29 protein-coding genes, 1 tRNA gene and 1 riboswitch are annotated in these 26011 nt (G+C 65.6%); of the genes, 19 read left to right on the top strand and 11 right to left on the bottom strand.

From position 1 onward, the window contains the following. The 3 genes from HCZ97_RS15635 to HCZ97_RS15645 all read left to right on the top strand — a co-directional run. The coding region (locus HCZ97_RS15635; protein ID WP_167689796.1) for an ABC transporter permease at window positions 1–657 on the top strand (657 nt) is incomplete at its 5' end. A 1-nt stretch (window position 658) separates the two neighbouring features. After that, window positions 659–1564 (top strand): ABC transporter permease, encoded by a 906-nt coding sequence (locus HCZ97_RS15640; protein ID WP_167689798.1) that lies wholly within the window; start codon window positions 659–661, stop codon window positions 1562–1564. Between the two features lie 12 nt (window positions 1565–1576). After that, window positions 1577–2281, top strand: a complete 705-nt coding sequence (locus HCZ97_RS15645) for a GntR family transcriptional regulator (protein ID WP_167689800.1) — start codon at window positions 1577–1579, stop codon at window positions 2279–2281. A 126-nt stretch (window positions 2282–2407) separates the two neighbouring features. Here the strand turns inward: HCZ97_RS15645 and HCZ97_RS15650 are convergent, their stop codons facing one another. Then, window positions 2408–3154 carry a tryptophan 2,3-dioxygenase family protein gene (locus HCZ97_RS15650; protein WP_167689802.1) on the bottom strand — a complete coding sequence of 249 codons (747 nt, stop codon included), beginning with the start codon at window positions 3152–3154 and terminating at the stop codon, window positions 2408–2410. 127 nt (window positions 3155–3281) lie between these two features. On the opposite strand from HCZ97_RS15650, the gene HCZ97_RS15655 reads away from it, so the two are divergent. Continuing rightward, on the top strand, window positions 3282–3743 hold the full coding sequence (locus HCZ97_RS15655; protein ID WP_167689804.1) for an Lrp/AsnC family transcriptional regulator: 462 nt from the start codon (window positions 3282–3284) through the stop codon (window positions 3741–3743). An 83-nt stretch (window positions 3744–3826) separates the two neighbouring features. Here HCZ97_RS15655 and HCZ97_RS15660 read toward each other — a convergent pair whose 3' ends face one another. After that, complete coding sequence (locus tag HCZ97_RS15660) at window positions 3827–4042, bottom strand: WGR domain-containing protein (RefSeq protein ID WP_167689806.1); 216 nt, start codon at window positions 4040–4042, stop codon at window positions 3827–3829. A gap of 335 nt (window positions 4043–4377) precedes the next feature. On the opposite strand from HCZ97_RS15660, the gene HCZ97_RS15665 reads away from it, so the two are divergent. From HCZ97_RS15665 to HCZ97_RS15675, 3 genes are all read left to right on the top strand, one after another. After that, window positions 4378–4635, top strand: a complete 258-nt coding sequence (locus HCZ97_RS15665) for a hypothetical protein (protein WP_167689808.1) — start codon at window positions 4378–4380, stop codon at window positions 4633–4635. A gap of 607 nt (window positions 4636–5242) precedes the next feature. After that, a tRNA-Met gene (locus HCZ97_RS15670) sits at window positions 5243–5319 on the top strand. A gap of 449 nt (window positions 5320–5768) precedes the next feature. Next, entirely contained in the window at window positions 5769–6362 is a 594-nt protein-coding gene (locus tag HCZ97_RS15675) for a hypothetical protein (RefSeq protein WP_217701796.1), read from the top strand. 267 nt (window positions 6363–6629) lie between these two features. Here HCZ97_RS15675 and HCZ97_RS15680 read toward each other — a convergent pair whose 3' ends face one another. From HCZ97_RS15680 to HCZ97_RS15695, 4 genes are all read right to left on the bottom strand, one after another. Then, the gene (locus HCZ97_RS15680) at window positions 6630–7469 is read right to left on the bottom strand and encodes an alpha/beta hydrolase (RefSeq protein ID WP_167689811.1); all 840 of its coding nucleotides are present in this window, start codon (window positions 7467–7469) and stop codon (window positions 6630–6632) included. 18 nt (window positions 7470–7487) lie between these two features. Next, window positions 7488–8951: an NAD-dependent succinate-semialdehyde dehydrogenase gene (locus HCZ97_RS15685; RefSeq protein WP_167689813.1), complete on the bottom strand. Its 1464-nt coding sequence runs from the start codon at window positions 8949–8951 to the stop codon at window positions 7488–7490. Window positions 8952–8964: 13 nt separating this feature from the next. After that, window positions 8965–10134, bottom strand: a complete 1170-nt coding sequence (locus tag HCZ97_RS15690) for an iron-containing alcohol dehydrogenase (protein ID WP_254871560.1) — start codon at window positions 10132–10134, stop codon at window positions 8965–8967. Between the two features lie 62 nt (window positions 10135–10196). Continuing rightward, entirely contained in the window at window positions 10197–11198 is a 1002-nt protein-coding gene (locus HCZ97_RS15695) for an Ldh family oxidoreductase (RefSeq protein WP_167689876.1), read from the bottom strand. Window positions 11199–11307: 109 nt separating this feature from the next. Between HCZ97_RS15695 and HCZ97_RS15700 the strand changes: the two genes are divergently transcribed. The 5 genes from HCZ97_RS15700 (at window position 11308) to HCZ97_RS15720 (ending at window position 16205) form a co-directional block, all read left to right on the top strand. After that, window positions 11308–11994, top strand: a complete 687-nt coding sequence (locus HCZ97_RS15700) for a GntR family transcriptional regulator (protein WP_167689817.1) — start codon at window positions 11308–11310, stop codon at window positions 11992–11994. Then, window positions 11991–13550: a sugar ABC transporter ATP-binding protein gene (locus HCZ97_RS15705; RefSeq protein ID WP_254871562.1), complete on the top strand. Its 1560-nt coding sequence runs from the start codon at window positions 11991–11993 to the stop codon at window positions 13548–13550. The genes HCZ97_RS15700 and HCZ97_RS15705 overlap by 4 nt, the downstream gene beginning before the upstream one ends. Continuing rightward, window positions 13547–14542: an ABC transporter permease gene (locus HCZ97_RS15710; protein ID WP_167689819.1), complete on the top strand. Its 996-nt coding sequence runs from the start codon at window positions 13547–13549 to the stop codon at window positions 14540–14542. The genes HCZ97_RS15705 and HCZ97_RS15710 overlap by 4 nt, the downstream gene beginning before the upstream one ends. A gap of 39 nt (window positions 14543–14581) precedes the next feature. Further along, complete coding sequence (locus HCZ97_RS15715) at window positions 14582–15547, top strand: substrate-binding domain-containing protein (RefSeq protein WP_175581747.1); 966 nt, start codon at window positions 14582–14584, stop codon at window positions 15545–15547. A 64-nt stretch (window positions 15548–15611) separates the two neighbouring features. Then, the gene (locus tag HCZ97_RS15720) at window positions 15612–16205 is read left to right on the top strand and encodes a DJ-1/PfpI family protein (RefSeq protein ID WP_167689821.1); all 594 of its coding nucleotides are present in this window, start codon (window positions 15612–15614) and stop codon (window positions 16203–16205) included. A 145-nt stretch (window positions 16206–16350) separates the two neighbouring features. On the opposite strand, the gene HCZ97_RS15725 is transcribed toward HCZ97_RS15720, so the two are convergent. Genes HCZ97_RS15725 through HCZ97_RS15740 form a run of 4 tightly spaced genes read right to left on the bottom strand, consistent with a single transcriptional unit; the run spans window position 16351 to window position 18577 of the window. Beyond that, on the bottom strand, window positions 16351–16683 hold the full coding sequence (locus HCZ97_RS15725) for a YciI family protein (RefSeq protein ID WP_167689822.1): 333 nt from the start codon (window positions 16681–16683) through the stop codon (window positions 16351–16353). Then, a complete protein-coding gene (locus HCZ97_RS15730) occupies window positions 16683–17525 on the bottom strand; it encodes a class III extradiol dioxygenase family protein (RefSeq protein ID WP_167689824.1) in 843 nt (280 codons plus the stop codon). The genes HCZ97_RS15725 and HCZ97_RS15730 overlap by 1 nt, the downstream gene beginning before the upstream one ends. After that, window positions 17518–17868, bottom strand: a complete 351-nt coding sequence (locus HCZ97_RS15735; protein WP_167689826.1) for an extradiol ring-cleavage dioxygenase — start codon at window positions 17866–17868, stop codon at window positions 17518–17520. The genes HCZ97_RS15730 and HCZ97_RS15735 overlap by 8 nt, the downstream gene beginning before the upstream one ends. Beyond that, complete coding sequence (locus tag HCZ97_RS15740; protein ID WP_167689828.1) at window positions 17861–18577, bottom strand: alpha/beta fold hydrolase; 717 nt, start codon at window positions 18575–18577, stop codon at window positions 17861–17863. The genes HCZ97_RS15735 and HCZ97_RS15740 overlap by 8 nt, the downstream gene beginning before the upstream one ends. Window positions 18578–18707: 130 nt before the next feature. Here HCZ97_RS15740 and HCZ97_RS15745 point away from each other — a divergent pair, with 130 nt between their 5' ends. The 6 genes from HCZ97_RS15745 (at window position 18708) to tenA (ending at window position 23798) form a co-directional block, all read left to right on the top strand. Continuing rightward, on the top strand, window positions 18708–19610 hold the full coding sequence (locus HCZ97_RS15745; RefSeq protein WP_167689830.1) for a LysR family transcriptional regulator: 903 nt from the start codon (window positions 18708–18710) through the stop codon (window positions 19608–19610). Window positions 19611–19755: 145 nt separating this feature from the next. Continuing rightward, window positions 19756–20685: a nucleoside hydrolase gene (locus HCZ97_RS15750; protein ID WP_167689832.1), complete on the top strand. Its 930-nt coding sequence runs from the start codon at window positions 19756–19758 to the stop codon at window positions 20683–20685. Between the two features lie 77 nt (window positions 20686–20762). After that, a riboswitch (TPP riboswitch) is annotated at window positions 20763–20857 on the top strand. A 65-nt stretch (window positions 20858–20922) separates the two neighbouring features. Next, complete coding sequence (gene thiM / locus HCZ97_RS15755; protein ID WP_167689834.1) at window positions 20923–21720, top strand: hydroxyethylthiazole kinase; 798 nt, start codon at window positions 20923–20925, stop codon at window positions 21718–21720. Further along, the gene (gene thiE / locus HCZ97_RS15760) at window positions 21717–22328 is read left to right on the top strand and encodes a thiamine phosphate synthase (protein WP_167689836.1); all 612 of its coding nucleotides are present in this window, start codon (window positions 21717–21719) and stop codon (window positions 22326–22328) included. Before thiM ends, thiE begins: the two co-directional genes overlap by 4 nt. Then, complete coding sequence (gene thiD / locus HCZ97_RS15765) at window positions 22325–23122, top strand: bifunctional hydroxymethylpyrimidine kinase/phosphomethylpyrimidine kinase (protein ID WP_167689838.1); 798 nt, start codon at window positions 22325–22327, stop codon at window positions 23120–23122. The genes thiE and thiD overlap by 4 nt, the downstream gene beginning before the upstream one ends. A gap of 1 nt (window position 23123) precedes the next feature. Continuing rightward, window positions 23124–23798 (top strand): thiaminase II, encoded by a 675-nt coding sequence (gene tenA / locus HCZ97_RS15770; protein ID WP_167689840.1) that lies wholly within the window; start codon window positions 23124–23126, stop codon window positions 23796–23798. 87 nt (window positions 23799–23885) lie between these two features. Here the strand turns inward: tenA and htpX are convergent, their stop codons facing one another. Next, window positions 23886–24857, bottom strand: coding sequence for a zinc metalloprotease HtpX (gene htpX / locus HCZ97_RS15775; protein ID WP_167689842.1), 972 nt, complete (start codon window positions 24855–24857; stop codon window positions 23886–23888). Between the two features lie 255 nt (window positions 24858–25112). Here htpX and HCZ97_RS15780 point away from each other — a divergent pair, with 255 nt between their 5' ends. Further along, complete coding sequence (locus tag HCZ97_RS15780; RefSeq protein ID WP_167689844.1) at window positions 25113–25937, top strand: alpha/beta hydrolase-fold protein; 825 nt, start codon at window positions 25113–25115, stop codon at window positions 25935–25937. Window positions 25938–26011 lie beyond the last annotated feature (74 nt).

Genomic DNA, 26011 nt, shown 5'->3' on the forward strand with positions numbered 1-26011 from the left:
ATCTCGCTTGCCATCGGCATTCCGCTGGGCGTGGTGGCGGCCATCTGGCGGGACACCTGGTGGGCCAGCGCGCTGATCACGGGCTCGATCATCGGGGTATCGCTGCCGACCTTCGTCATCGGCATCCTGCTGATCTTCGGCTTCTCCGTGCAACTGGGCTGGCTGCCCTCCTTCGGGCGGGGGCAGACCGTCTCCATCGGCGGTTGGGGGACCGGCTTGCTGACGGCCTCTGGCCTGATGGCGCTGATCATGCCGGCCATCTCTCTGGCGATCAGCCAGGTGGCGCTGGTGGCGCGCCTGGTGCGGGCAGAGATGCTGGAGGTGCTGCGCATGGATTACATCCGCTTTGCGCGCGCCCGCGGCATCAAGGACCGCGTCGTGCATTTCCATCACGCGCTGCGCAACACGCTGCTGCCGATCATCACCGTGAGCGGGATCCAGATCGGCTATCTCATCGCCTTCGCGGTGGTGGTCGAGCAGGTGTTCCAATGGCCAGGGCTGGGAACCATGTTCCTGAATGCGCTGACCGAATCCGACATTCCGATCATCACCGCCTTCCTCATCCTGATCGCCTGCGTCTTTGCCGCGATCAACCTGATCGTCGACCTGCTTTACACGCTGGCCGATCCGCGCGTCCGTCTTTCGAAAGCTGCCTGACATGACCCCTGCGATTGCCCTGCGCGGACATGCCCGCGCGCTTGCCGACCGGCCCGTGGTGCTTCTGGCCACGACCGTCCTGATCCTGCTGCTCCTGGTGGCGATCTTCGCCCCCTGGATCGCGCCAACGGATCCCTATGACCTGGCCAGCCTGGACCTGTTCGACAGCCACCTGCCGCCCAGCTGGATGCCCGGCGGCGATGCCCGCTTCCTGCTGGGGACCGACAGCCAGGGGGCCGATCTTCTGTCCCTGCTGATGCTGGGGCTGCGGACCTCTCTCAAGGTCGGGGTGCTGGCGGTGGCGCTGTCGGTGGCAATCGGCCTGACCCTTGGGCTGCTGGCCGGCTACTTCCGAGGCTGGACTGAAACGATCATCATGCGGGCGGCGGACATCCAGTTCACCTTCCCCGCGATGCTGCTGGCCCTGCTCATCGGCGGGCTGAGCCGGTCCATGCTGCCGGTCAACCAGCAGGAAAGCGCGGCCTTTCTGATCGTGGTACTGGCGCTTGGGATCTCTCACTGGCCGCATTTCGCGCGCCTTGTCCGGGCGGCGGTGATCACGGAGGCAGGCAAGAACTACGTCATGGCCTCCCGGCTTGCGGGGCGGGGGCATGCGGGCATCCTGTTCCGCCACGTGATGCCGAACTCCCTCAACCCGGTCTTCGTGCTGGCCACAATGGACATCGCCTTTGCGATCATGACCGAGGCCACGCTGTCCTTCCTGGGCTTCGGGATGCCGGCCAGCCAGCCCTCCCTGGGGACGCTCATCAAGGTCGGCTACGGCTACCTGTTCGCCGGGGAATGGTGGGTGGTCGTCTTCCCGTCGCTGATGCTGATCGTTCTGCTGATCAGCGTGAATGTCTTTGGCGACTGGCTGCGCGACCGGCTTGATCCGAAACTGCGGTAAGGGGGACGCGCAATGGCGGCCACGCCCAGATTCAAGCCCGTCCGTGCGCGGCGGACCGTACAGGACCAGGTCTATGACCAGCTGCGCGAAGCCCTGGTCAGCGGTGCCTTCGAGGCGGGGGAGGGCTTTACCATCCCGGCGCTGTCGGAAAAGTTCATGACCTCCCACATGCCGATCCGCGAGGCGCTGCGCCGCCTTGCGGCAGAGAACGCACTGCGGATTTCTTCCACGGGCACGGCTGTCGTCCCGGCGCTGGATGTCAAGGAGCTGGGCCATATCTGCCAGGCGCGGCTGATCCTTGAGCCGGCCGTGGCCGAGATGGCCTTTGCCAACCTGACGGCAGAGGACATCGCGGAAATGCGCGCCAACCTGGAGGCCCATCGCGCCACCGGCGAAACCGGCGACGTGGTGACCATGCTGGCCGCGAACCGGGCCTTCCATTTCCTGATCTACCGGGCCAGCGGCAACCCCGTCCTTGTCAGCCAGATCGAGAACCTCTGGCTGCGCAGCGGGGCCTATGTGCGCTTCCTCTCCGACCGGATGCGGGAGCTGCTGCGCACCAGCTACAAGGTCGGCTACACGCTGCATCATGACGAGATGCTGGCCGCGCATGAGGCCGGCGACAGCGCGGCCTTCCGCGATGCCATGCACCGGGACGTCCAGGAGACCCATGACCTTCTGTTCAAGTTCCTGAAGGAAGACGACAGGGCCGGCTGAGGCCCACATCGTCCCCGCGGGGAAGGTTCAGAGGCCCAAAAGACATGCCCCGAGGTGCGTGAGGCGCCTCGGGGCATTTTGATTTCACCAGCAATAACAGGGCCGTACCGCCGTGGGGCGGCGCGATCAGGCCTTTTTCTTGTCGTGGATCGCATCGCGCACCACGCCGTAGCTGCTGCCCCATGCATCGGTCATGTCGCAGCGCACATCCCAGAGCTCGGGGAAGAAGCGGTGCTTGGCGCCGGCTTCCAGCAGGGAGACCGGGCGCCCCTTGAGCGACTTGGACCCCAGTCCGATGGAGCGGTGGATCAGGTAGACATGCATGGCGCGGAACTTCTGGAACAGCTCGTCGAATTCGATCAGCGCCTCGCCGGTGACATAGCTGTCGCCGTGGTCGTACTTGCCGTTGTAGACATCTTCGACGGTCAGCCCCTTGCCGTCGAGGTAAGTGGCCTTGTAGGCCTCCCACAGGTCGCGGGGCATGCGAAGAAGCGTTGCAAAACCGGGGCTTTCCTGGCCCGAGCCATTGCCAAGCTGCAGCCGGATTTCCTGGTATTCGCGCGGCGACATGGTTTCCAGAACGTCCAGCTGGGCCGTCATCAGCCGCATGAGCCGGTGCACGCGCCCCATCAGCGTGACCACGCGGTTGGTGTTGCCCTCTTTCAGGTAGTCCATCACGTCGACCAGCGTATAGGCCATGAGCTTCATCCAGAGCTCCTCTACCTGGTGGACGATCTGGAACTGCAGCTCATCGGCATTGGCCATTTCCTTGAGCGGCTTCTGGCAATCCAGCAGCTTTTCCACGTCGAGGTAGACACCGTAATCCAGCATCTTCGGCGTCTCGATCATGGCATGGTAGTCTTCGCGGTTCATGGGGGGGGCTCCTGTTGCCGGTTTTGCCTATCGTCCCCTAAAAAGGGCAGGTCATTGTTCCCTGATTTCCGGAATCCTGTATGGTTCAGGAATGAAACACCCTGAATCTGGCCAAGGCGGAGAACGAATGGATCTTGTGGACCTGGACCTTCTGAAGCTGCTCGAGGGCAATGGCCGCATGTCCTTTGCCGAGCTGGCAGAGCATATGAACATGTCCAAGACCCCGGTTTGGAAGCGCGTGAAGGCGCTGGAAGAGGCCGGGGTGATCGAAGGCTACCGTGCCCGGCTGGAGCCTTCGGCGCTGGGCTTCGGGCTGGAGGCGATCATCGAGGTCACGCTGGATTTCGACGCCGCGGATGACTTCGAGCGCGCGGTGCTGCGGCATCCGGCGATCTGGCGCTGCCATGCCACCACGGGGGAATCCGATTATTCGCTGCACGTCGTGGCCCGAGACATGCGCGAGATGGACGACCTGATCCGCTACGAGGTGGCGCGCTTTCCCGGCGTGGCGCGCACGCGGACAGCGGTGGTGACGCGCGCCATCAAGCGCGATCAATGCCTGTCGGATCTTGCACGGTTTCGCGGCTGAAATGCGCCCCGGGCCGGTTTTCCGGTGGCGCGAGCCTGGCAGATCGGTGCGAAAAAGCGGTTAACGGGCCGCGCGCGGAGGTTTCAGAGGTAGCCGCGCTTGGCTTTCTGCATCTGCAGGGTGAAGCGGGCATCCTTTGCCTCTGCCTCTGTCCCGAACCAGTCGGTGCGCAACTGGCCGGCGGTTCCGACCCGCCCCCAGTTGCGGACAAGCCCCCAGTCGCCGAAAAGTCCGCGAACGATTTCAATGCGATAGAAGCGAAAAAGATTGGCCTCAGGGTCCGTTCTGGTCAGGTGCATGCGCTTGCCCCCACATCCTGGCTGCGATGATCCGGGCACCCTGGCAGGGGTGTTGGCCCCGGTTCATGGGGTGCAGTGTGCCCCAGATCGACGGCTGAACGAAGCAAAAAACGCTGGGGAAACCGCCTGAAATCCACGTCTGTGCCGCATCTGTATCCTGTCGGTATCACGTCGGTATTGCGTCGGTGCGCTCCGCACGGTGGGGAGGCGCTTCGTTAACCTGCCGGTGACACCCGGGGGCCTGCGCGCGTTAACGTTAAGTTAACTTCTGGCTGGTCCGCAGGCAGCGAAAGTTTACACGGGGTTAAATCTTCTATTTTGAGTGAATTTTCCCGATGGAACCTTTTGCACTGCTTTCGGCGGGCCTGATCTCCTTGTCGGATGGTCAGTTCGACAAACAGCTTCACCTGGGGGCCGGGCTGGTCGTGACCCAGGCGGCCGCCCGGATGGACCTGCCCCCGTTGCAGACCTGCCTGGCCTCGATCGGGGCAGGGCTGGCGAAGGAGGCCTGGGATTCCCGGGGCCATGGCAACGTGGAGTTCGCGGATTTCGCGGCCACGGCCTTTGGCTGCCAGTTTACCTTTCGTTTCTGAGGGCGCGCGTCCCTGAGGGCCGGTCGTATTTCAGACGGGTCCGCAGATCGTGATGCCTTTACTTCAAATTTTAGCTGGCCGTCGCCCGGTTGGCGGATTACGAGACGATCTATTCAGTGAGGGCGCCCGGCGGGGCGCCTGACCAAGGGCTTTTCAGCAAGAGCTTTTCAGAATGGGCAGCCCATGCCCGGTCAGGCTTCGGAACGAAGCAGGGTGCGAAGCACCGCGGCGAAAGAACTTCGCCTGACCCTATTTTTCCCCGCATATCAGTCATCTGACAGCAGCCTGCAGCCCCTTTCGGGGCCTCTGCCGATCCCTCCGGAAGGGCCCTTCCAGGCAAGCGGGGGCGAGTCGCCCTGCGCGGCGCGATTCGAGCCTGCGGTGCTCCAGTCCGATGCGCTCTCGCGTCAGCGCCACCTTCCGCAGGCGGCAGTCAGATTTCCCCTAAGCGGCTGAAAGATTATGAGAAACCCGCAGACCCTGCGTCACCTTCCTTGCGCAGGAGAGGCCGCAGAAGAAGTTTTACTATTTTGTCAAAAAAACAGCATCTGGCCCTTGCACCTATCTGAACTGCGGGATACATCGACGCCATCCGAAAGGACATTGGCGCGGGGTGGAGCAGCCCGGTAGCTCGTCAGGCTCATAACCTGAAGGTCGTAGGTTCAAATCCTACCCCCGCAACCAATTTCGACACAGCCCTCGCCACTCGCGGGGGCTTTGTCGTATCTGGCTTCCCCATCTTTTGAGAAACCTGGTTCTGGCGGACCTTGAAGGGGCGGGTGCGACGGGCGTGCGGGAGGCCGTGGTGGGGGGTGCTGCATCTCGGTCGAATGGCGGGGCGCAGTGAGGGGGGATCTCTTCTAGCGCCTTCTTGCCCGAGTGGCACGTTGCTTCCCGGCACTGAGCGGACCTTGGCGAGAGAGAAAGAAGTTCTGCGATGCAGCTTCCGAGTGCAGCCCACTAGCCAAGTCTGGGGCTAACTTGCCACCCACTATTGCGGGATATAGTCTGACAAAAAGAAAGAACTTGCGGCCAGTCCCAGCCGGGCTTCACGCGGCGAACTTTTATCCTTAGCAAGCCATTTGGATTTTTCGATGCCCAATGATGAAGGGATTATATCCTACGCAGAAATCATGAAAGATATCAGTAATAGAGTGATCCATACCGAACGCTGCTTATCTCTCTGGGAAGAAGATAACTCCCGGTCACTTCGGTTGGAGGAGGCGGCGCTACAGGTCAGAATGATATGTGAGGCAACTCTTTTGGCCTCATTTTCGCTTCACTCAAAAGTTGTTGATGACCTGCTCTCCACTTTGAAGAAAAACGACGGCTGGGACAAGCTTAGGAAAGTACTGGAGAAAGAGAATCCAAATTATATGCCATCTCCGATTTCTTCAGTGCGGACGCCGACGGGCGTAATTCAGATAGCCCACATTGAGGATAAGTTCATCTCGGGGAGTGAGCTCTTTAAAATGTGGGGCAAAGCCAGCGAGCTTCTTCACTGCCGCAACCCTTTGAAGACGGAATTTTCCGCTCAGGAAAAAGCGGATGAAATTTCGGCTGCGATAAGAAGATTCAAAGATGTTCTACATCAGCATGCTATTTTTATTCCGTGCGATGGGACGCTCTATATGGTAAACGTTGTCTTCTCAACAGGTGAGCCTGAAGTGCTTTGGTGGACAGCGAGCCAAGAGAGCGGCTCAGCCAATCAAAGCATAATCGATTAGTTCCCCAAGTAAGCATAACGGACATCGGCTGCAGAGTGCAGCGAAGGTCCGCAAAATCGCCCAGATCCGTGTCGACGCCTGTCGTCCTGCTGCGGCGAGCACGGAAGGCAGCTTTGGGCTGAAAGCAGCCAGCGGAGCGGCGGCAGCGACCTTCCGGAAGATCACGCAGGGCAGCTCTTGTCGTCCCGGCCGTTGGAGCAAGGCGTGGGCGCCTCAGCGGGAAGGGGTGGCGGCTTTTAGACGTGTTCGCGGCGGAGGTGCCGCCTTTCAGGAGGCGCGTACAAGGTCTCGCAGCCGTCTGCCCAGGGGGGCCGCCGGATCTGCCAGGTCGAAGACGATGGTCAGGTGGTTTCGGTCCTGCTCCCGGCGAAGCTCGGTCGGCTGCGCGTCGCGGTCGAGCAGGGCGTTCAGGGCGACGGCCTGGTCCTGGAAGGGGGCGGTCTCTTCCTGGCCGCAGGTGATGATCCGCAGGGGGGCTGGCCGGTGGGCGGCCAGAAGCGGGGACCAGGCGGTTGCCTCCTCGGGGGTCATCTTTGCCTCGTCCTTCAGGAAGGATCCCGGGATGCCCGAAAGGTCGTAGATCCCGCTGACAAGGAGCAGGCCGCGCAGGTCGGGCAGGTCGATCGGCCCGGCGTCGCCCGGCGCCTGCGCGGCCAGAAGCGATGCAAGGTGCGCGCCGGCCGAATGGCCGCTGACGGTGAAGCGGGCAGGGTCCGCGCCGATGTCGGGCGCGAGATCCACGATGTGCCGCGCGGCGCGGCGGACCTGGCCGACGATATCGGCCAGCCGGGTCCGGGGCATCAGGTCGTAGCTGATCAGCGCGGCCACCCCGCCCGCCGCGAGCACGGGGGCCGCGACGAGGGTATGCGCGTCCTTGCTGCCGCCGCGCCAGTAGCCGCCATGGATGAACATGTGCAGCGGCGCGCCGGGGGCCGGATCGGGCGGAAAGACCAAGTCGAAGCTTTGCCGGGACGTGTCCCCGTAGCTCAGGTTCCGTTCAACGCGCGCTGTGTCGGCGAAGGCGCGGCTGCGCGCCTCTGTCTCTTCCATGATCGCGTCGAAATCGGGGATGAAGGCCCGGTTGAAGTAGAGGTCGCGCTGCGTCATCGTCTTCCTTTCCCGCCGTCAGAATTCGACGGCGAAGTATTTGGGCTCCATGAACTCGAGGATGCCGGTTACCCCGCCCTCGCGCCCGAGGCCGCTTTGCTTGGCGCCGCCGAAGGGGGCTGCCGGGTCCGACATCAGGCCACGGTTGATGCCGATCATGCCGGTCTCGATCCCGCGCCCGACACGCATCGCCCGCATGATGTCCCGCGAATAGACATAGGCCGCAAGCCCGTACTCGGTGTCATTGGCAAGGCGGATCGCCTCTTCCTCTGTCTCGAAGCGGTAGACGGCGGCGATGGGGCCGAAGATTTCCTCGTGCGCAAGGGCGGCATCGGTGGGCACGTTTTCCAGCACCGTGGGCGGGTAGTAGTAGCCGCTGCCCTCCACCGGGGCGCCGCCCGTGGTGGTGCGCGCGCCGCGCGAGGTCGCCTCGGACACCAGGCGGTCGATCTTGTCCACGGCCCTGGTGGTGATCATCGGGCCGCACTGGGTTTCGGGATCGTAGCCCGCCCCCAGCTTCAGCGCGGCCATGCGCTCGGTCAGCCCCTCGACGAAGGCGTCGTGGATGCCCGCCTGCACGTAGAAGCGGTTGGCGGCCGTGCAGGCCTCTCCTCCGTTGCGCATCTTGGCGATCATCGCGCCGTCGAGCGCGGCAGAGAGATCGGCATCGTCAAAGACCAGGAAGGGCGCGTTGCCGCCCAGCTCCATGGAGCAGTTCACCACCGATTTCGCGGCCTCTGCCAGAAGGGTCCGCCCGACGCCGGTGGAGCCGGTGAAGGAGAGCTTGCGCACCCGTGGGTCGGCCAGCATGGCAGAGGTCACCGGGCCCGGGTTGGAGGTGGTCAGCACGTTCACGACGCCCGGTGGCACCCCGGCCTCTTCGCCAAGGCGCGCCATGGCATAGGCCGTCAGGGGTGTTTCCGACGCGGGCTTGAGGATCACGGTGCAGCCGGCGGCAAGGGCCGGGCCGATCTTGCGCGTGGCCATGGCGGCGGGGAAGTTCCAGGGCGTGATCAGCACCGCGATCCCGATGGGCTCATGATCGACAAGGATGTTGTGTGCGCCCGAAGGGGCGTGACGGAATTCGCCGCCGATCCGGGTGGCTTCTTCGGCGTACCAGCGGAAGAACTCGGCGGCATAGGCGACCTCGCCACGCGCGTCTGACAGCGCCTTGCCGTTCTCCAGGCTGATCAGCAGCGCCAGTTCCTCGGCGTGTTCGGTCATCAGGGTGAACCAGCGGCGCAGGATCTCAGACCGCTGTCGGGAGGGCGTGGCGCGCCAGCCGGCTGCGGCGGCGGCAGCGGCCTCCACGGCGCGCAGGGCGTCTTCGGTGCCGGCATCGGGCACTTCGGCGATGGCGGTGCCGGTCGAGGGGTCGATCACGGGGATGCCACTGCCGGCCTCCCATTTACCGCCAATGTAGAGGCCTTCGGCGTGCAGCGACGGGTCAGCGTAGCCGGTGAAAGTGGTGTCGAGTGTCATCGCGTCGTTTCCCTCAGTTGGTTTCCAGCACGTCGAGCTTGCCGTGATAGGCCGCGCCGACCAGCCGCCGCATGTCCTCAAGCGGAAGCGGGCGCGGGTTGTTCTGGATCAGCCGGGCGATGCCGCAGGATTGCTCGGCCACCCAGTCCAGCTTGTCTTCGGCCAGCCCGAGATCCTGGAGCGTGCGGGGAATGCCGATGCGCCCGAAGAGCGCCGCGATGGCCGGGATGACGGCATCGCGGTTGCTTACGCCGATGGCGCCCGCGATCTGGTCAAGCTCCGCTTCGATCCTTGGCGCGTTCCAGGCCAGCACGTAGGGCATGAGGCAGGCGACGCCCTGGCCATGTGCCGTGTGGGTCAGCGCGCCGACCGGGTACTGGATCGCATGGGCGGCGGCGGTGCCCGCCACGCCAAAGGCAAGGCCCGCCGTCATTGCGCCCATCATGACTTTGGCGCGTGCCTGAGCATCGGTTCCGTCGGTACATGCCGCTTCCAGCCCGTGCCAGAGCAGGCCGATGGCGGTCAGGGCGAAATGATCCGATGTCGCGTTCTTGCCGACGAAAACCCGCTCCTGCGCCAGCCCCGGTACCGGATCCCGCCGAATTGCCGTGAAGGCCTCAATCGCGTGGGTCAGCGCGTCCGCCCCTGCGATGGCGGTCAGCGCGGGCGGGCAGGTAAGCGTAAGGTCCGGGTCGCAGATCGAGACGGTCGGGATGATATGGGGCGAGGAGATGCCGACCTTGAGCTGGCGTTCGCTGTCCGACAGGACCGCCACCGGCGTCGCCTCTGATCCGGTTCCGGCGGTGGTGGGTACGGCGATCAGGGGCATGACGGGGCCGGGCACCATGAACTCGCCGTAGTAATCCTGTGGCGTGCCGCCATGGGTCAGCAGGACCGCCACGCATTTCGCCATGTCCAGGCAGGAGCCGCCGCCGACGCCGATCACCAGGTCGGGCGCGAAATCGCGCGCGGCCTCGGCGCTGGCGATGGCCGTCTCTACCGGCACTTCGGGCAGGGTCGAGCCATCCACCCGGACCGAGACGCCCTCTGCCTTGAGCTGCGCGACCATGGCCTGGAAGGTCGCATCTGCGGCCAGCCGCTCGTCCGTCACCACCAGAGCCCGCCTGCCCAATTGCGCCGCGACCTTGCCAAGGGCGTCGCGCTGGCCGCTGCCGAAGATCATTTCCCGGGGTGCTCTGATCGTGCCGAATAGGGTCATTTCTTTTCCTGTCATGTCATGGGGGCTCAGCCCGCGGCGAGGGTTCGGATTTCGTGGTGAAGGGCGTCGGGCAGCGCGATGCCCCGGGCCAGGGCCTGCGCCCGCCGCGCGTGCATCCTGTCGCCGGGCACGGCCACGGGGCGGTCCGGGTCCCTGGGATGGGAGGCGCGCAGCCGGTCAAGGTAGGCGGCCAGGCCGGCGGTGCTGCCGTCCCCGGCGCTGGGGTCGATCAGGATGAGGATATCGCCCTTGTTCGCCACCGCAGTCGCATCGAGCGTGCCGCCCACATCCGGCGCGAAGGCCGATCCGGCCAGGGCTGCGACAAGCAGTTCTACGCCCAGGCCCAGGCCATATCCCTTTGCCTCACCGAAAGGGGCAATGGCGCCGGACTTGGCGGCTTCGGGATCCGTGGTGCGGTTGCCCTGGGCATCGACGGCCCAATCCGCCGGGATCGGCGTGCCGGTCAGCGCGTGGTGGTGGATCTTCCCCATGGAGACGCGGCTGGTCGCAAGGTCCAGGATAAAGGGGCGAGCCCCGGTGGGGATCCCGATGGCGATCGGGTTGGTGCCCAGCAGCGCCTCGGTTCCGCCGAAGGGGTGAACCAGCGCCTCGCTCGTGGTCAGGACGATGCCGATCAGGTTCCGATCGGCGGCGGCTTCGGCGTAATAGGCCAACATGCCGATATGGTTGGCGTTTCGGATCGCGGCGACAGCTATCCCCTGATCGGGGAGGAGGGCGGCCAGGGCATCGAGCGTTTGCATCATGACAACCGGGCCAAGCCCGCGTTGCCCGTCCACGCTCAGGAAGCCGGGCCGGGTCTTGCGTATCGCGCCCCTCGCGGTGGGGTCGGCAAGCCCGGCCTTCAGGCGTTCAACGATCCGCGGCAAGCGCTGGAGGCCATGGGAGGGCAGGCCGCGCAGTTCAGCCTCGATCAGCAGGTCTGCCTGGATGCGCGCGCTTTCCGGCGCAACTGCCTGTGCAAGAAGCGCCCTTTCCGAAAGTTCACGAAGATTTTCAGCCGAAAACACCAAGCGAACCTCCCTTCTGAATCAGATCGTATATGATATTGTATTTGACATGCGATATCCTATCAGTGTTAGGATCTGCCTTGTCAAGAACGCTGAACTGGGAAGAATGATGGCTGTATCGACAAATCGCGAAGAGAAGGGCGGGTTCGTTCGGCCTTCCAGCATTGCTGACAGCATTCACGAACAAATTTACGAGCGCATCATGTCGCTTGAGATCCCGCCCGGAGCCCGCATTCCGATCGACGGGCTGGCGCGCGATCTGAACGTGTCCCAAACCCCGGTGCGCGAAGCCCTGACGCGGCTTGAGCGCGAGGGGCTGGTGCGCAAGGCGCATCTGATCGGCTACTCGACCTCGCCGCAGCTGACGCACAAGGAATTCGACAACCTCTACAAGTTCCGCCTGATGCTGGAGCCCGAGAGCGCCCGGCAGGCCTGCCTGAACCTGACGCCCGAGACGCTGGCCCGGATCGAGGCCGCCGCCGCCGACATGGAGCAGGGCGAGCCGCCCGTGGATCGCAACAGCCGCTATTCGCGCTTCGCGCGGGCAGATGCGCATTTCCACGACGAGATCCTGCAACTTGCGGACAATGAATTCGTGCGCCAGGCGCTGAACGACCAGCATATCCACCTGCATATCTTCCGTCTGATGTTCCACAGCCGGGTCACGCAGGAGGCGCTGGAAGAGCATGAGAGCCTGCTTGCGGCCTTCAGGGCAGGGGATGCGGATGCTGCCTATGAGGCCATGAAAGAACATATCGAACGGTCGCGCGACCGGCTTGCGGCGGCCTTCGAATGATGACCCCAGGGCTGGATACCCCCGGGGCGGGCAACGCGCCCAGTCGACCGGTGCTGCACGCCGAAGGCCTGTCCAAGGCCTATGGGCCGATCACGGTGCTGAGCGACGTGACGCTTGATATCCGCGCCGGAGAGGTCCACGCGATCATCGGCGAAAACGGGGCCGGCAAGTCGACGCTGATGAAGCTGCTGTCAGGTCATGCCGCGCCGACCGGCGGCACGTTGGCCATGGCCGGGGAAACGGTCGCCTTTGCCGATGCCGTGCAGGCCGAGGATGCGGGCATCGTTCTTGTGCATCAGGAAATCCTGCTCGCGCCCGATCTTACAGTGGCGCAGAACCTCTTTCTTGGCCGCGAGCTGTCCCGTTACTTCAGCGTGGACGACCGCAGGATGAACCGCCGCACGGCCGAGGTGCTGGCGCGGGTCGGCTCCACGGCGCGGCCGACATCCCGGGTCGGCGACATGCCCCTTGCCCAAAGGCAGCTTGTCCAGATCGCCCGCGCCCTGCTGGATGACCGCAAGGTGATCATCCTGGATGAACCCACCGCGATGCTGGCCAATGACGAGGTCGACGCGCTGCTTGAGATCGTCCGGAACCTGCGCGCGCAGGGTGTCGCCGTGCTTTACATCTCTCACCGCCTGGAAGAGGTGGAGGCGCTTGCCGACCGCGCCACCGTCCTGCGCGACGGCAAGATGATCGGGACCTGGCCGGCACAGGAGCTGGATCAGCGCCAGATGGCGGAACTGATGGTCGGGCGCGAATTGTCGATGCTGTATCCACCCAAACGCGGGGTTTCCAACGCCGATCCCGCGCTTGCGGTCGAGGACCTCTCTGTCGATCACGGCAAGATCGCGGGCTCTTTTGACGTCCGCCCGGGCGAAGTGCTTGGGATCGGCGGCATGATCGGGGCTGGCCGCACGGAGCTTGTCGAGGGGCTGATGGGATTGCGCCCGGCCCAGGCGGGCTCGATCATGCTTAACGGCAGGGAGATCAGGAAACCCAATGTCGGCACCATGATGGAGGCCGGGCTTGTCTACCTGACCGAGGACCGCAAGGGGAAGGGCCTGCTGCTCAACGAGGGGCTGGCCGCGAACCTGACGCTCCAGGCGCTGGACACCGTAAACCCGCGCCTGCGTCTTGATCGCCGGCGGGAAACCGGCACGGTCCGGCGCGCGGTGCAGGAATACGACATCCGCGTCCGCACCCTGTCGGTCGAGGCCGGACAGCTGTCAGGCGGCAACCAGCAAAAGCTGCTGCTGGCCAAGGTGATGCTGGCCGATCCCACGGTGGTCATCATCGACGAGCCGACGCGCGGCATCGACATCGGCAACAAGAGCCAGATCTACAGTTTCATCGACGATCTCGTCCGGGCGGGGAAGGCCTGTGTCGTGATTTCGTCGGAACTGCCCGAACTTGTCGGCCTGTCCGACCGCGTGCTGGTGATGCGCGGCGGGCGTTTCGTTGCCGAACTGACGGGCGCGGACATCACCGAACAGAACATCGTCTATGCCGCCGCAAGCAGCGGCACCGACACCGAGGGGAGGAAACGCGCATGAGCAGTGCCGAAATCGCAGCCATACCGGAAAACGAAGGCTTCAAGATCCGCTGGGGCGACTTCGCTCCGTTCATTGCGCTGGCGGTGATCATCCTGCTGGGCGCGCTGATCAATTCGAACTTCATGTCGGCGAACAACATCCTGAACGTCATCACGCGCAGCGCCTTCATCGCGATCATCGGCGTTGGCGCGACCTTCGTGATCGCGACGGGGGGGCTGGACCTGTCGATCGGGTCGATGATGGCCTTCGTCGTGGGCATCATGATCATGGCGATGAACGCGCTTGCCCCATCGCTTGGCGCCTGGGCCATCCCGGCCGGCGCGGTCGTCGCGCTGGTGGTGGGCTCTCTCTGCGGCCTTCTGAACGGGCTCATCGTCACCGTGGGGCGGATCGAGCCCTTCATCGTCACATTGGGCACGATGGGCATCTTCCGCGCGCTCATCACCTACATGACCGACGGCGGGTCGCTTTCGATCGACCGCAGCCTGCGCACGGCCTATCGCCCGGTCTACTTCGGCGACTTTCTTGGCATTCCCTACCCGGTGATCATTACGCTGGCGATCGCCGCGCTTGGGGCCTTCATCCTGTATCGGACGAAATACGGCCGTCGGGTCACCGCCGTCGGGTCCAACGCCGACGTTGCGCGCTTTTCCGGTGTGCATGTCGGACGGGTGCGGGCCATGGCCTTTGTCATCCAAGGCTTCTGCGTTGCCGTGGCCGCGATCTGCTACGTGCCGCGTCTTGGCGCCGCGACGCCCACGACCGGGCAGCTTTGGGAGCTTCAGGTCATCACGGCGGTCGTCATCGGCGGCACGCTCCTGCGCGGCGGCAAGGCCCGTGTATGGGGCACTGTCGCCGGCGCACTCATCCTCGAGGTCATCGCCAACGTCATGGTCCTGTCGGACATGGTGTCGGAGTACCTCGTGGCAGCGGTCCAGGGGACGATAATCATTATCGCCATGCTGGCTCACCGCTTTACGGGCACCCGCTGAAAACGGCGGGCGCATAACAACCCAATGGAGGAGGGGAAAATGAGGAAAATGACCAAGGGGGCGACGCTTCTGTCGGCCACCATCGTCGCCAGCGCGCTGACCGGTGCCATGGCCCACGCCCAGGACAAGACGTTCACCATCGCGGTGTCGATCCCGGCCGCAACCCATGGCTGGACCGGGGGCGTGGTCTATCATGCCCAGGAAGCCGAAAAGCAGCTTGAGGCCGCCTATCCCAACATCGACGTGATCGTCTCGACCGCGTCCTCGGCAACGGCACAGGTGTCCTCGCTCGAGGATCTGTCTGCCACCAATGAACTTGATGCGCTGGTCATCCTGCCCTTCACGTCAGAGGAGCTGACCGGGCCTGTGGAGCAGGTCGCTTCCAACGGCACCTTCATCACGGTCGTGGACCGTGGTCTGGCCGATCCTTCGATCCAGGATCTTTACGTCGCGGGCGACAATATCGCGGTGGGCGCGAACACGGCCAAATGGCTGGTCGACAATCTGGGCGGCGAAGGGGAGATCGTCGTGCTGCGTGGCATCCCGACCGTGATCGACGACGAGCGCATCCAGGGCTTCACGGATGTCATCGACCAGTCCGACATCAAGATCCTCGACATCCAGTACGCGAACTGGAACCAGGACGAGGCTTTCACGCTGATGCAGGATTACCTGGCGCAATACCCCAACATCGACGCGGTATGGGCGAATGATGACGACATGCTGCTTGGCGTGCTTGAGGCCGTCGACCAGGCGGGGCGCGAGGACATCAAGTACGCGCTGGGCGGCAACGGCATGAAGCAGGTGATCGAGATGGTGAAAGCGGGCGATGTGCGCACCCCGATCTCCACGCCGTATCCGCCGTCGATGATCGCCTCTGCCATGTACATGACCGCGGCGCAGTTCGCGGGGCAGGCACCGATGCGGGGGGCATTCAAGCTGGATGCGCCGCTGATCACCCCTGAGAACGCGGATCAGTTCTACTTCCCCGACTCTCCGTTCTGAACCCATCTTCCCGTCCGGCCGCCCTGCAGCCGGACGGGTCCACCCCATGACCCAGGAGGCCCAGATGAGCGGCAAGAAAATCCTCATGCTCTGCGGCGAGTTTACCGAAGAGTATGAAATCTACGTCTACCAGCAAGGCATGGAGGCCGTCGGCCATACCGTGCACGTGGTTTGCCCGGACAAGAATGCCGGCGACATGATCGCCACCTCGCTGCACGATTTCGAGGGGCACCAGACCTATACCGAAAAGCCCGGCCACAATGCCGAGATCAACAAGACCTTTTCCGAGGCCGAAGCCGAGCTGGACAGCTACGATGCGGTCTATGCCGCCGGCGGGCGTGGCCCGGAATACATCCGCACCGATCCCCGCATCCAGGCTATGGTCAAGCATTTCCACGACAGCGGCAAACCGATCTTCACCATCTGCCATGGCGTGCAGATCCTGATGGCGGTTCCCGGGGTGCTGAAGGGCAAGACCGTCGCGGGCCTTGGCGCCTGTGCGCCAGAGGTGACGGCCGTGGGTGGCACCTACTACGATGCCGACCCCAAGGAAGCCTATGTCGACGGCACCATGGTTTCGGCCAAGGGCTGGACCGCCCTTGCGGCCTTCATGCGCGAGTGTCTGAAGGTGCTGGGCACTGAAATCCGGCACAGCTGAGCGAGTGCCTTTGCGGGGAGGAGGGGCGTCATCGACCGACCTTCCTTCCCTCACGCAGGCAGCAGACCTTCAGCGACCCGCATAACGTCAGGGATCATTCCGCCTGCCGACCTTATGCAGGGCGCGATCCGGGTGGCGACGCGTGTCAGGCGGTGGCCAGCCGGGGGCTCATCGGATCGGTGATGCGCTGGGCCTGGAAGGCCTCGGGCAGGGGCTCGATGCTGATGTCCCGGACGATGCCGGCCCCGGCGAAGGGGTCCCCTTCGGCAAAGGCCCGGGCGTCCGCCGCACTGCGCGCCTCCAGCACCCCGAAATTGCCGAGGGAGGTGCCGCTGTCATCGGTCAGGGCAGAGCCGATCAGGACGGAGACCAGCCCTTCGCCGCCCGAGCCCACCCACTTGCGGTGCTCGGGACGCAGGGCATCGCGCTTTTCGCCCATGTCCGGGTGGTGCAGGCAGCGCATCAGGAAGAAGGCCATCACGCGTTCTCCAGCACGATGCAGCCGGCGCCGGTCATCGAGGCGGGCAGGTGGTAATGCGTATGCTTGACGGTGACCTCCTGCTGCATGGCCGCGCGCATGACCAGCCACATGATCAGCTCTGCCCCTTCGGAGCCGAACTTCTCGACGTAGTCCTCGCGGCTCATGGAGCGCCACTTGTCCGGGTCGCTGGCGAAGGTGGCCAGCCAGTCGCGGTCCGCCTGTTCGTTCAGGAAGCCGGCGCGCGCGCCCTGCAGCTGGTGGGACAGCCCGCCGGTGCCCAGGATCACGACACGCTCATCGCCGGGGAAGCTTTCGATCGCCTCGCGCAGCACGCGGCCCATGTCCCAGCAGCGCTGCGGGGTGGGGATCGGGAATTGCACGGTGTTGACCCAGATCGGCAGGATCTTGACCGGCCAGGCGTCTTCGGGGCGGCCGAAGAACAGCTCCATCGGGACCTGGCAGCCATGGTCCACGGTGATCTCACGGGCGATCATCGGGTCGAAATGGCGTTCGACCAGCTTGTCGGCGAAGTGCCAGCCCAGGTCCTCTGCCCCGGCGAAATCGGGGATCGCGCGGGGCCCCCAGCCTTCGTCGGAGGGCTTGTAGGTGTCCGCCACGCCGACCGTGAAGGTGGGCACCCGGTCCAGGAACATGGCATTGCCGTGATCGTTGAAGATGACGACGGCGATGTCGGGCTTGTGCTCCTTCATCCATTGCTTGGGGTAATCGTAGCCGTCGAAGAAGGGTTTCCACTGCGGGGTCTGGTCGATCCCCTTGTCGAGCGCGACACAGATGGAGGGCACGTGGCTGGTGCCAAGTCCGCCGATGATCTCAGCCATTTCTCTTCCCCAGTCTTTGAATCATGAAGTCTTCGACGCTCATGCCGGCCTGTGCGGCCCCGATGGCGATGATCGGCGTCGGGTCGATGGCAGAGATCTTCAGGATGAAGAACAGGTTGCCGCCAAGGCGCACCATCTCATGCCAGTCGCGGACCATGACGGCCGCCTTGGTTTCCGCGTCCAGCCCGTAGCTGTCGAGGAAGGCTTCCTCGTCCGCGAGGAATGCCTTGCGGTTGGGCTCCTCGCCCAGCGACATGGCCATCTTGTTCAGCTTGTAACCGCGGATGCCGGCCTTGCGGTCGAACAGCGGGGTATCGGCAAGCGGTGTCTTGTCGTCAGACATGGATATCCTCCCGGCGGCGGTCGAGCCATTCGGTGATGAGCGCGACGGTTTGTGCGGATTGTTCGAGCGGCAGGAAATGCCCGGCCTGGTCGATGACATGCACTTCCGCATCCGGCGCAAGATCGGCGATCTCACGGTGCTGCGGTTCGGGGGACCAGCCGTCCTGCGCGCCGGTCACCAGCAGGATCGGGCAGGTGATTTCGGAGATGTAAGTCCCCGCATCGGGGCGATCCACGAGGGCCCGGATCTGGCGTTCATGCACCACGGGCCCGATGGACAGCACCATCTCCGTCAGGTCCTGCATCAGGGCGGTGTCTCCGGTGCGCGCCGGGTCCAGCATGGGCGGCAGCCATTCGGCGGCCAGCTTTTCCATGTCGTCATTGGCCAGGTCGATCTTGGCCTGGCGCTTTGCTTCCTCTCCGGGTTTCTTCGCATCATGCCCGGTATTGGCCAGCACCAGGGCGCGCAGGCGATCCGGGGCCTGGTGGGCCATCTCCATCGCGACGCGGCCGCCCATGGAATGGCCGATCACCACCAGGGGGCCGTCGACCTGTTGCAGGATGCGGTGGGCCATGCCCGGGATCGAGGAGTCCTGTCGCACGTCCGCATCGTGGATCGGGTACCTGGGGGCCAGGGCCTCTGCCACGGGTTTCCAGACCCGCGCATCAGAGACCAGGCCCGGGACCAGGACAACGGTCACCTGTGTCATGCGTTTGCTCCTCCCGATTAACGCGCGTCTCCGGGGGTTGCATCCCCGGCTTTATTTCACAATCAGATGCCGTAGATATATGAAATCGAGAAAACTGATTTCACACTGACTCGACCAGGCGGGGTGGGCCATGTCCTTCGATCCTTACAAGCTGGATTTCGCGGCGCTGAGAATCCTCATGCGGGTTCATATGCTGGGCTCCTTTTCGCGGGCGGCCGATGAGCTGGAGGTCAGCCAATCCGTGGTCAGCTACACGATCGACAAGCTTCGCGATGCCCTGTGTGATCCGCTGTTCCTGCGCCGGGGCGGGGGGATCACCCCGACGGAGCGCTGCAACGACGTGGTGGCGCAGGCCGAGGGGATCCTGGAAAGCTACGCGCGGCTGATCAGCCCGGCAGAGATCGCGCCCCAGACGCTGCGCCATCGTTTCACGCTTAGCTGCAATCACTACGAACGGCGCTGGCTGCTGCCGCTGATCGCGCGCCATATCCGGCGCGAGGCCCCGGGCGTGGAGCTGAACGTGATCCCTTCCGGCACCGATGGTCCCAGCCAGTTGCAAAGCGGAGAGGCCGATGTGCTGCTGGGCCCCATGCGCCCGGATATCGAGGGGTTCTACCGCCGCAACCTGGTGTCGGAGCATTACGTCTGCCTGATGGACCGCAACAACCCGCTGGCCTCTGGCGCGCTGACCCTGCCGGAATACGCCGGGGCGCGGCATGTCGGCATCGTCTACGGCCGGGGCTGGGCGTCAAGCTACGTGCGGGCGCTGGCCGCCTGCGGGGTGGAGATCGTGCCGGCGATCACGGTGCCCGATCCGGTGGGGATCGAGGCGCTGATCGAGGGGACGGACCTGGTGGCCACGGTGCCCCGGCGGTTTTCCCAGACGGTGTCGCCGATGCTGCATGTCGCCGATTGCCCGGTGCCCGGCCCCTTCGAGGTGGACATGGTCTGGACCCTGCGCACCCATGCCGCCGCCGCGCACAAGTGGTTTCGCGGGGCCATCGCCACGGCGGTGAAGGCGGGCCTGAAATAGGGCACCAGAATTAGGGGGCGTGGGGGCCCTCTGGTGCCGCCCTGCGGGCGCTGGTATCCAGTGCCGGTCGCGGCCCGCCGTGGCGTTCTGGCCCCGGTGACCCCGCCCGCAGCAGGGCGCGGCACATTCTACAGATGGACAAGACATGAAACTGATCATCGATACCGATCCGGGCGTGGATGACGCGCTGGCAATCCTTTACGCGGCCCTGCACCCCGGGATCCAGCTTGTCGGGCTGACCACGGTCTTCGGCAATGTCACGGTGGAACAGGCGACCCGCAACGCGCTTTGCCTGGTGGAACGGGCCGGGCTGGACGTGCCGGTGGCCGAAGGGGCGGGCAAGCCGCTGGAATTGCCACCCTTCGAGCCCGCGGCGATCGTGCACGGGCCGGAGGGGTTTGGGGATATCCCGGCCCCGGTGGTCAGCGGCAAGGCGCTGGAGGAAACGGCTGCGGAATTCCTGGTGCGCATGGCGCGCGAAACCCCCGGAGAGATCGTGCTGTGCCCCATCGGCCCGATCACCAACGTGGCAGAGGCGATCCGCCTGGATCCCGATTTCGCGACCAATATCAAGAGCATCGTCTTCATGGGCGGGGCGCTGGATGCGCGCGGCAACGTCAGCGGCGTGGCAGAGGCCAATACCTGGCATGACCCCCATGCGCTGGACATCGTGCTGGCCAGCGGCGCCGATATCACCATGGTCGGCCTGGATGTCACCATGCAGGTCCTGCTCACGGCAGAGGACTTCCGCGAACTGGCGCGGATCGACCCGGAACACGGCGCCTTCCTGCAGGAGATGAGCCATTTCTACCTGGCCTTCTACCACAGCAAGGGCGAGGCCGGCTGCGGCTTCCATGATCCGATGGCGGTGATGGCCTGCCTGATGCCCGACCTTCTGGACTGCGAGGTCACGCCGCTTTCCGTCGTGCTGGAGGGCGAAGAGATCGGGCGCACGGTGCGCGCGACGGGTCCGGCGGCGGGCCGCGCCCCGGTCAGGGTCGCCCTGGGCTGCGACCCGGCAGAGGTGAAGCGGCGCTACTTCGACCTGTTTGCCTCGGTTCAGGCGGCTGGCTGAGCCAAGGCCATCCCGGCGCACCTGACGGGCCGCCAGGTGGTTGACTGTCCCCGGCCCTCCATGCGAGGGCTGGGGTGTTATTGCGACGGGGGCGCACGGGAAACCGGGCTGAGACGTACCCTTTGAACCTGAACCAGATAATGCTGGCGGAGGGAGGCGCAGACAGAACGCCTTGCCCCCGCGCGATAGTGCCTTCTGTCCGGTCCTGTCTTCGTCATCCGAGTGAGGAGACCGAAGATGCAGGATACCGGAAAAGCGCTGGAGCGGATGCGCGAGGGCGCGCCGCTTGTTCAGAACATCACCAATTTCGTCGCCATGAACGTCATGGCCAATGTCATGCTGGCGGTGGGCGCATCGCCGGCCATGGTCCATGCAGAGGAAGAGGTGGCGGAATTTGCCGCCATTGCCTCGGCGCTCAGCATCAACATAGGCACGGTCTCTGGTCCCTGGGCGACCTCCATGGAGCTGGCGGCGCAAGCGGCGCGGGCGGCGGGGCGCCCCTGGGTGCTGGATCCGGTGGCCGTGGGCGCCACGGCCTTCCGGCGCGACCTGGGCGCGCGGCTGCTCACGCATCGCCCGACGGTGATCCGGGGCAATGCCTCTGAGATCCTGGCGCTGTCCGGCGCTGAGGCAGCAGGCAAGGGCGCGGATGCCGCCGATCCGGTCGCCGCGGCAGAGGCCGCCGCGCGGGCCCTGGCGCGCGCGCAATCCTGCGTCGTGGCGGTCACCGGCCCGGTGGATTTCGTCACCGATGGCCAGCGGGAGGCGCGGGTGCGCAACGGGCACGCGATGATGCCGCGCATCACCGCGCTTGGCTGTTCGCTGACCGGGGTCATCGCGGCCTTCGTCGTCGATCAGCCGCCTTTCGAGGCCACGGTGGCGGCGCTGGCCTGCTTCGGCCTAGCCGGTGAGATCGCGGCAGAGACGGCGCGGGGGCCGGGCTCCTTCCAGGTGGCCTTCCTGGATGCGCTGTACGATCTGGACCCGCAGGTCCTGACGGCGCGCGCGCAGGTCGAGCTGGCTGTGCCCGCATGATCCCGCCCCTTTGTTTCATCACCGATGCCGCCGCCCCTGCCACGGTGCCTGATCAGGCTCTGGCGGCGGCGCGCGGCGGGGCGGGCTGGGTGCAGCTGCGCGACAAGACGCTGTCGGATGCCGATTTCGCCGAACTCGCCCGCCAGCTCATGCCGCTGCTGGCAGAGCAGGGCGCGGCGCTGATCGTCAATGACCGGGTGGAGGTCGCCCGGGCCATCGGCGCGCCGGGCCTGCACGTGGGCCAGGGCGATGGCGATCCGGCCCGCATCCGCGACCGCATCGGCCCTCAGATGATCCTGGGCCTGTCGGTCGAGGATCCCACCCAACTTTCCCGCGTGCCCCAGGGGGTCGATTACCTGGGCGTCGGCCCGCTTTATGCCACAAGGTCAAAGGCCGATCACGCGCCGCCCATTGGGCCGGAGGGCTTTGCCCGGATCGCCGGGGCCACGGATCTGCCCTGTCTTGCCATCGGTGGCGTCACCGTTGCCGATGCCGCAGCGGTGCGCGCGGCGGGCGGGGCCGGGCTGGCCGTAGTGTCGGCCATCTCGCGGGCGGAGGACATGCAGGCCGCGGCGGCGGACCTTTTGAGTGCATGGAGGGGCGCATGATCCCGAATATCCTGAGCATCGCGGGTTCCGATTGTTCCGGCGGGGCGGGAATCCAGGCCGATATCAAGGCGATCTCTGCCAATGGCGGCTACGCCATGTCCGTGCTGACGGCGTTGACGGCGCAGAACACCCAAGGGGTGCGCGCGGTCGAACTGGTCGGGACGGGTATGATCGCGGCCCAGCTGGCGGCGATCCGCGCCGATATCCGCGTGGATGCGATCAAGATCGGCATGCTGGGCAGCGCCGCGATCATCCGCACCGTGGCCGAGGGGCTGGCGGGGCTAGACTGCCCCGTGGTGCTGGACCCGGTGATGGTGGCCAAGAGCGGCGATCGCCTGCTGGAGGCCGCCGCGGTGGAGGCCCTGCGCGCAGAGCTTCTGCCGCTGGCCCGGGTGATCACGCCCAACCTGCCGGAGGCCGCCGATCTGCTGGGCCGTGCAGAGGCGCGCGACCGCGCGGAGATGGCAGAGCAGGCCCAGGCCCTGCTGGCCCTGGGCCCCGGCGCCGTGCTGCTGAAGGGCGGTCACCTTGAGGGGCCGGAAAGCCCCGACCTGCTGATCTGGCCCGGTGGCGCGGAATGGCGCGCCGCCCCGCGCCAGCCCACGCGCAACACCCATGGCACCGGCTGCACCCTGTCCTCTGCCCTGGCCACGCACCTGGGCGCGGGACTTGCCCTGCCAGAGGCCGTGGCGGCGGCAAAGACCTATATCTCCGGCGCGATCGCCTGCGCCGGTCAGTTGGACGTCGGGTCCGGTCACGGCCCGGTGCATCACTTTCACGAACAGGAACAATGACATGCGTTTCAGAGACCAGCTTTGGCAGGCGACAGAGGACCTGCAGGCCCGTATCCGCGACATGCCCTTCAACCGGGAGCTCGCGGCAGGCAGCCTGCCACCCGTGGTCTTCAGCGGCTACATCATCCAGGATGCCCACTACCTTGAGGGTTTCGCGCGCGGCCTGTCGCTGGCGGCCTCCAAGGCGGTGGATCCGCAGGCGGTGGCGCAGCTGGCCGGTTCGGCGGCCGGGGCCATCGCGGTGGAGCGGGAATTGCACGGCCATTACATGGGGCTGTTCGGCGTGAGCGCGGCGCAGTTCCAGGCCACGCCGGTGTCAGAGGCCTGCGATCACTATGTCTCTTTCCTGCTGCGCTCTACCGCGCTTGGGGATTTCGCGGAAGGGGTGGCGGCTCTGCTGCCCTGCTTCTGGATCTACCATGAGATCGGCCAGGGCATCGCGCGGGAAGCCGCGCCGGAGAACCCCTATCGCGCCTGGATCGATACCTATTCGGGCGAGGGCTTTGCCGAGGGCGTGGAGCGGATGCTGGCGCTGACCGACCGGCTTGCCGCCGAAGGGGACGAGGCCTGCCGGGCGCGGATGCAGCGCGCCTTTGCCCGCAGTTGCTGGCACGAATGGCATTTCTGGCACAGTGCCTATCACCAGAAGGGCTGGCAGGATCCCTCTGTGGCCTGAGGTCTGAAACCGAAAGGGGCAGGGCCGCGTGGCACCTGCCCCTTTTCATCTGGCGCTGTCTGTCCGGTGTGTCGGACCTCAGCCAACTCAGCCCCAAGGGCCGTTGCTGTCCGTCGGCGGGCGGCGGCGGGAGACGCGCGGCACGGAGGCATGTGCATCCCTGGCCGCCTTGTCCTCTGCCTGGCGCGGGCGGGGCGCCGGGCGCGGGGCCTGGCGTTCTTGCGTCGATTGCCCGGCCATGGCGCGCAGGGCGGCGATGCGGTTTTCCGTCGCCGGGTGGGTCGAAAAGAGCGCATCGCGCTTGTGGGCATGCAGCGGGTTGATGATGAACATATGGGCCGTGGCGGGGTTCCGCTCGGCTGTTTCGTTATCGATCCGCGCCGCGCCCATGGCGATCTTCTCAAGCGCGCCGGCCAGCCAGAGCGGGTTGCCGCAGATCTGCGCCCCGGCCTTGTCCGCGGCGTATTCGCGGGTGCGGGAGATCGCCATCTGCACCAGCGCGGCGGCCATCGGCGCGAGGATCATCATCGCCAGCGTGCCGATCAGCCCCAGCCGTTCACGGGAACCGCCGAAGAACAGCGCGAAGTTCGCCAGCATGGAGATCGCACCGGCGAAGGTTGCCGTGACGGTCATGATCGCCGTGTCATGGTTGCGGATATGGGCCAGCTCATGGGCCACGACCCCGGCAAGCTCTTCGCGGCTGAGGCTGCGCAGCAGGCCGGTGGACACCGCCACGGCGGCATTGCTGGGATTGCGCCCGGTGGCGAAGGCATTGGGCTGGGGGCTGTCGATGATGTAGACGGCCGGGTTGGGCAGGCCCGCGTTGGCGGCCAGCTCATGGACAAGCGCCTGCAGGTTCCCGGCCTCTCCGGGTTTCACCGCGTGGGCGTTGTGCATCTTCAGCACCATCTTGTCGGAGTTCCACCAGGTGAAGACGTTCATCCCGGCGGCGATCACAAGCGCGATCATCGCGCCGCCCGCGCCCCCCAGCAGGTAGCCCAGCCCCATGAAGAGCGCGGTCATGGCGGCCATCAACAGGCCTGTCTTCACATATCCCATCCTGGTCCTCCGGCCTGTCCCTGACGGGCCATGCGTTGCTTTGGTCGCGTGTTTCAGTGGCTGTCCGGCGGGGCCGGACCAGGAAATATATAGGCTGGGTGCGGGCGCCAGCAATGCCGGGGTGCTGCAATGGCTGCGTTTTGGGCGCGCGTTGAGGGGGCTTGCCGCCCGTCGCGCCGAAGGCTAGGCCGCAGGGAACCTGCCCGGGGCTGTCTTCCGGGGCAGGCGTGAAGCAACGCAACAGGAGACCCCCGCGTGGCGCGATACCGCAAGACAGTGCTAAGCCTTCCCGCGCCGCGCCCCGGCGCGGATCACCGGCTGACGCTTTTCCTGCCGGACGGGCCCGCACCGGCGGCGGGGCGCGCGACCCTGTGGTACCTGGATGGCAATGCCGCCGCACAGGATCTGGACGCCGCCACGCTTGACGCGATCCCGGGACCAGGCGCCCCGGTGCTGATCTGCCTGGGCCACGAGGGCGCAGAGCGTTTCGCCTCTCTTGAGCGGACGCGGGATTACACGCCGGAAGGGCAGGCGACCGATCCGCGCGGCCGCCCGGCCGGGGGCGCGCCGTCCTTCTGGCAGCGCCTGACCGAACAGCTGATCCCGGCGGCAGAGGCGCATTTTACCGCCGATCCCACCGCCCGGCAGCTTTGGGGCCATTCCTACGGCGGGCTCTTCGTGCTGCGCGCGGCGCTGCTTGCAGGCCCGCCCAACCTCTTCAGCGGCTTCATCGCGGCCAGCCCGGCGCTCTGGTGGAATCACGCGGGCTACCTGGCCCGACTGCACGCCGCGCTGGAGGCCGGGCAGCGCCCCCAGGCCCCCATCGCCTTTCACACCGGCGGGGCAGAGCGCGAACGGGCCAGCCAGCCCAGCGATCCCACCGCCCAGCCGCTGCTTAAGATGCGCGCCGCCCTGCCGCCCGATGCCCTGGAAGGGCTGGTCGCGGCCTTCGCCCGGGCGGGCAATCCCGGTGCCTTCACCGTCTTTCCCGGCCTCAGCCATGGAGAGACCTTCACCCGCTCCGTCAGGGTCGCGGCCCTCGCGGCGGGCGCTGACCCTGGCGTGACGGGCCAAGCCTAACCCGCGAAATCGTGAGCCTTTTCCTCGCCCGGCATTAGTTGACTATCTTGGTCGGGATTATTAATCCTGCCGGC

Source organism: Pseudooceanicola sp. HF7 (assembly GCF_011806405.1).
GTDB lineage: Bacteria > Pseudomonadota > Alphaproteobacteria > Rhodobacterales > Rhodobacteraceae > Pseudooceanicola.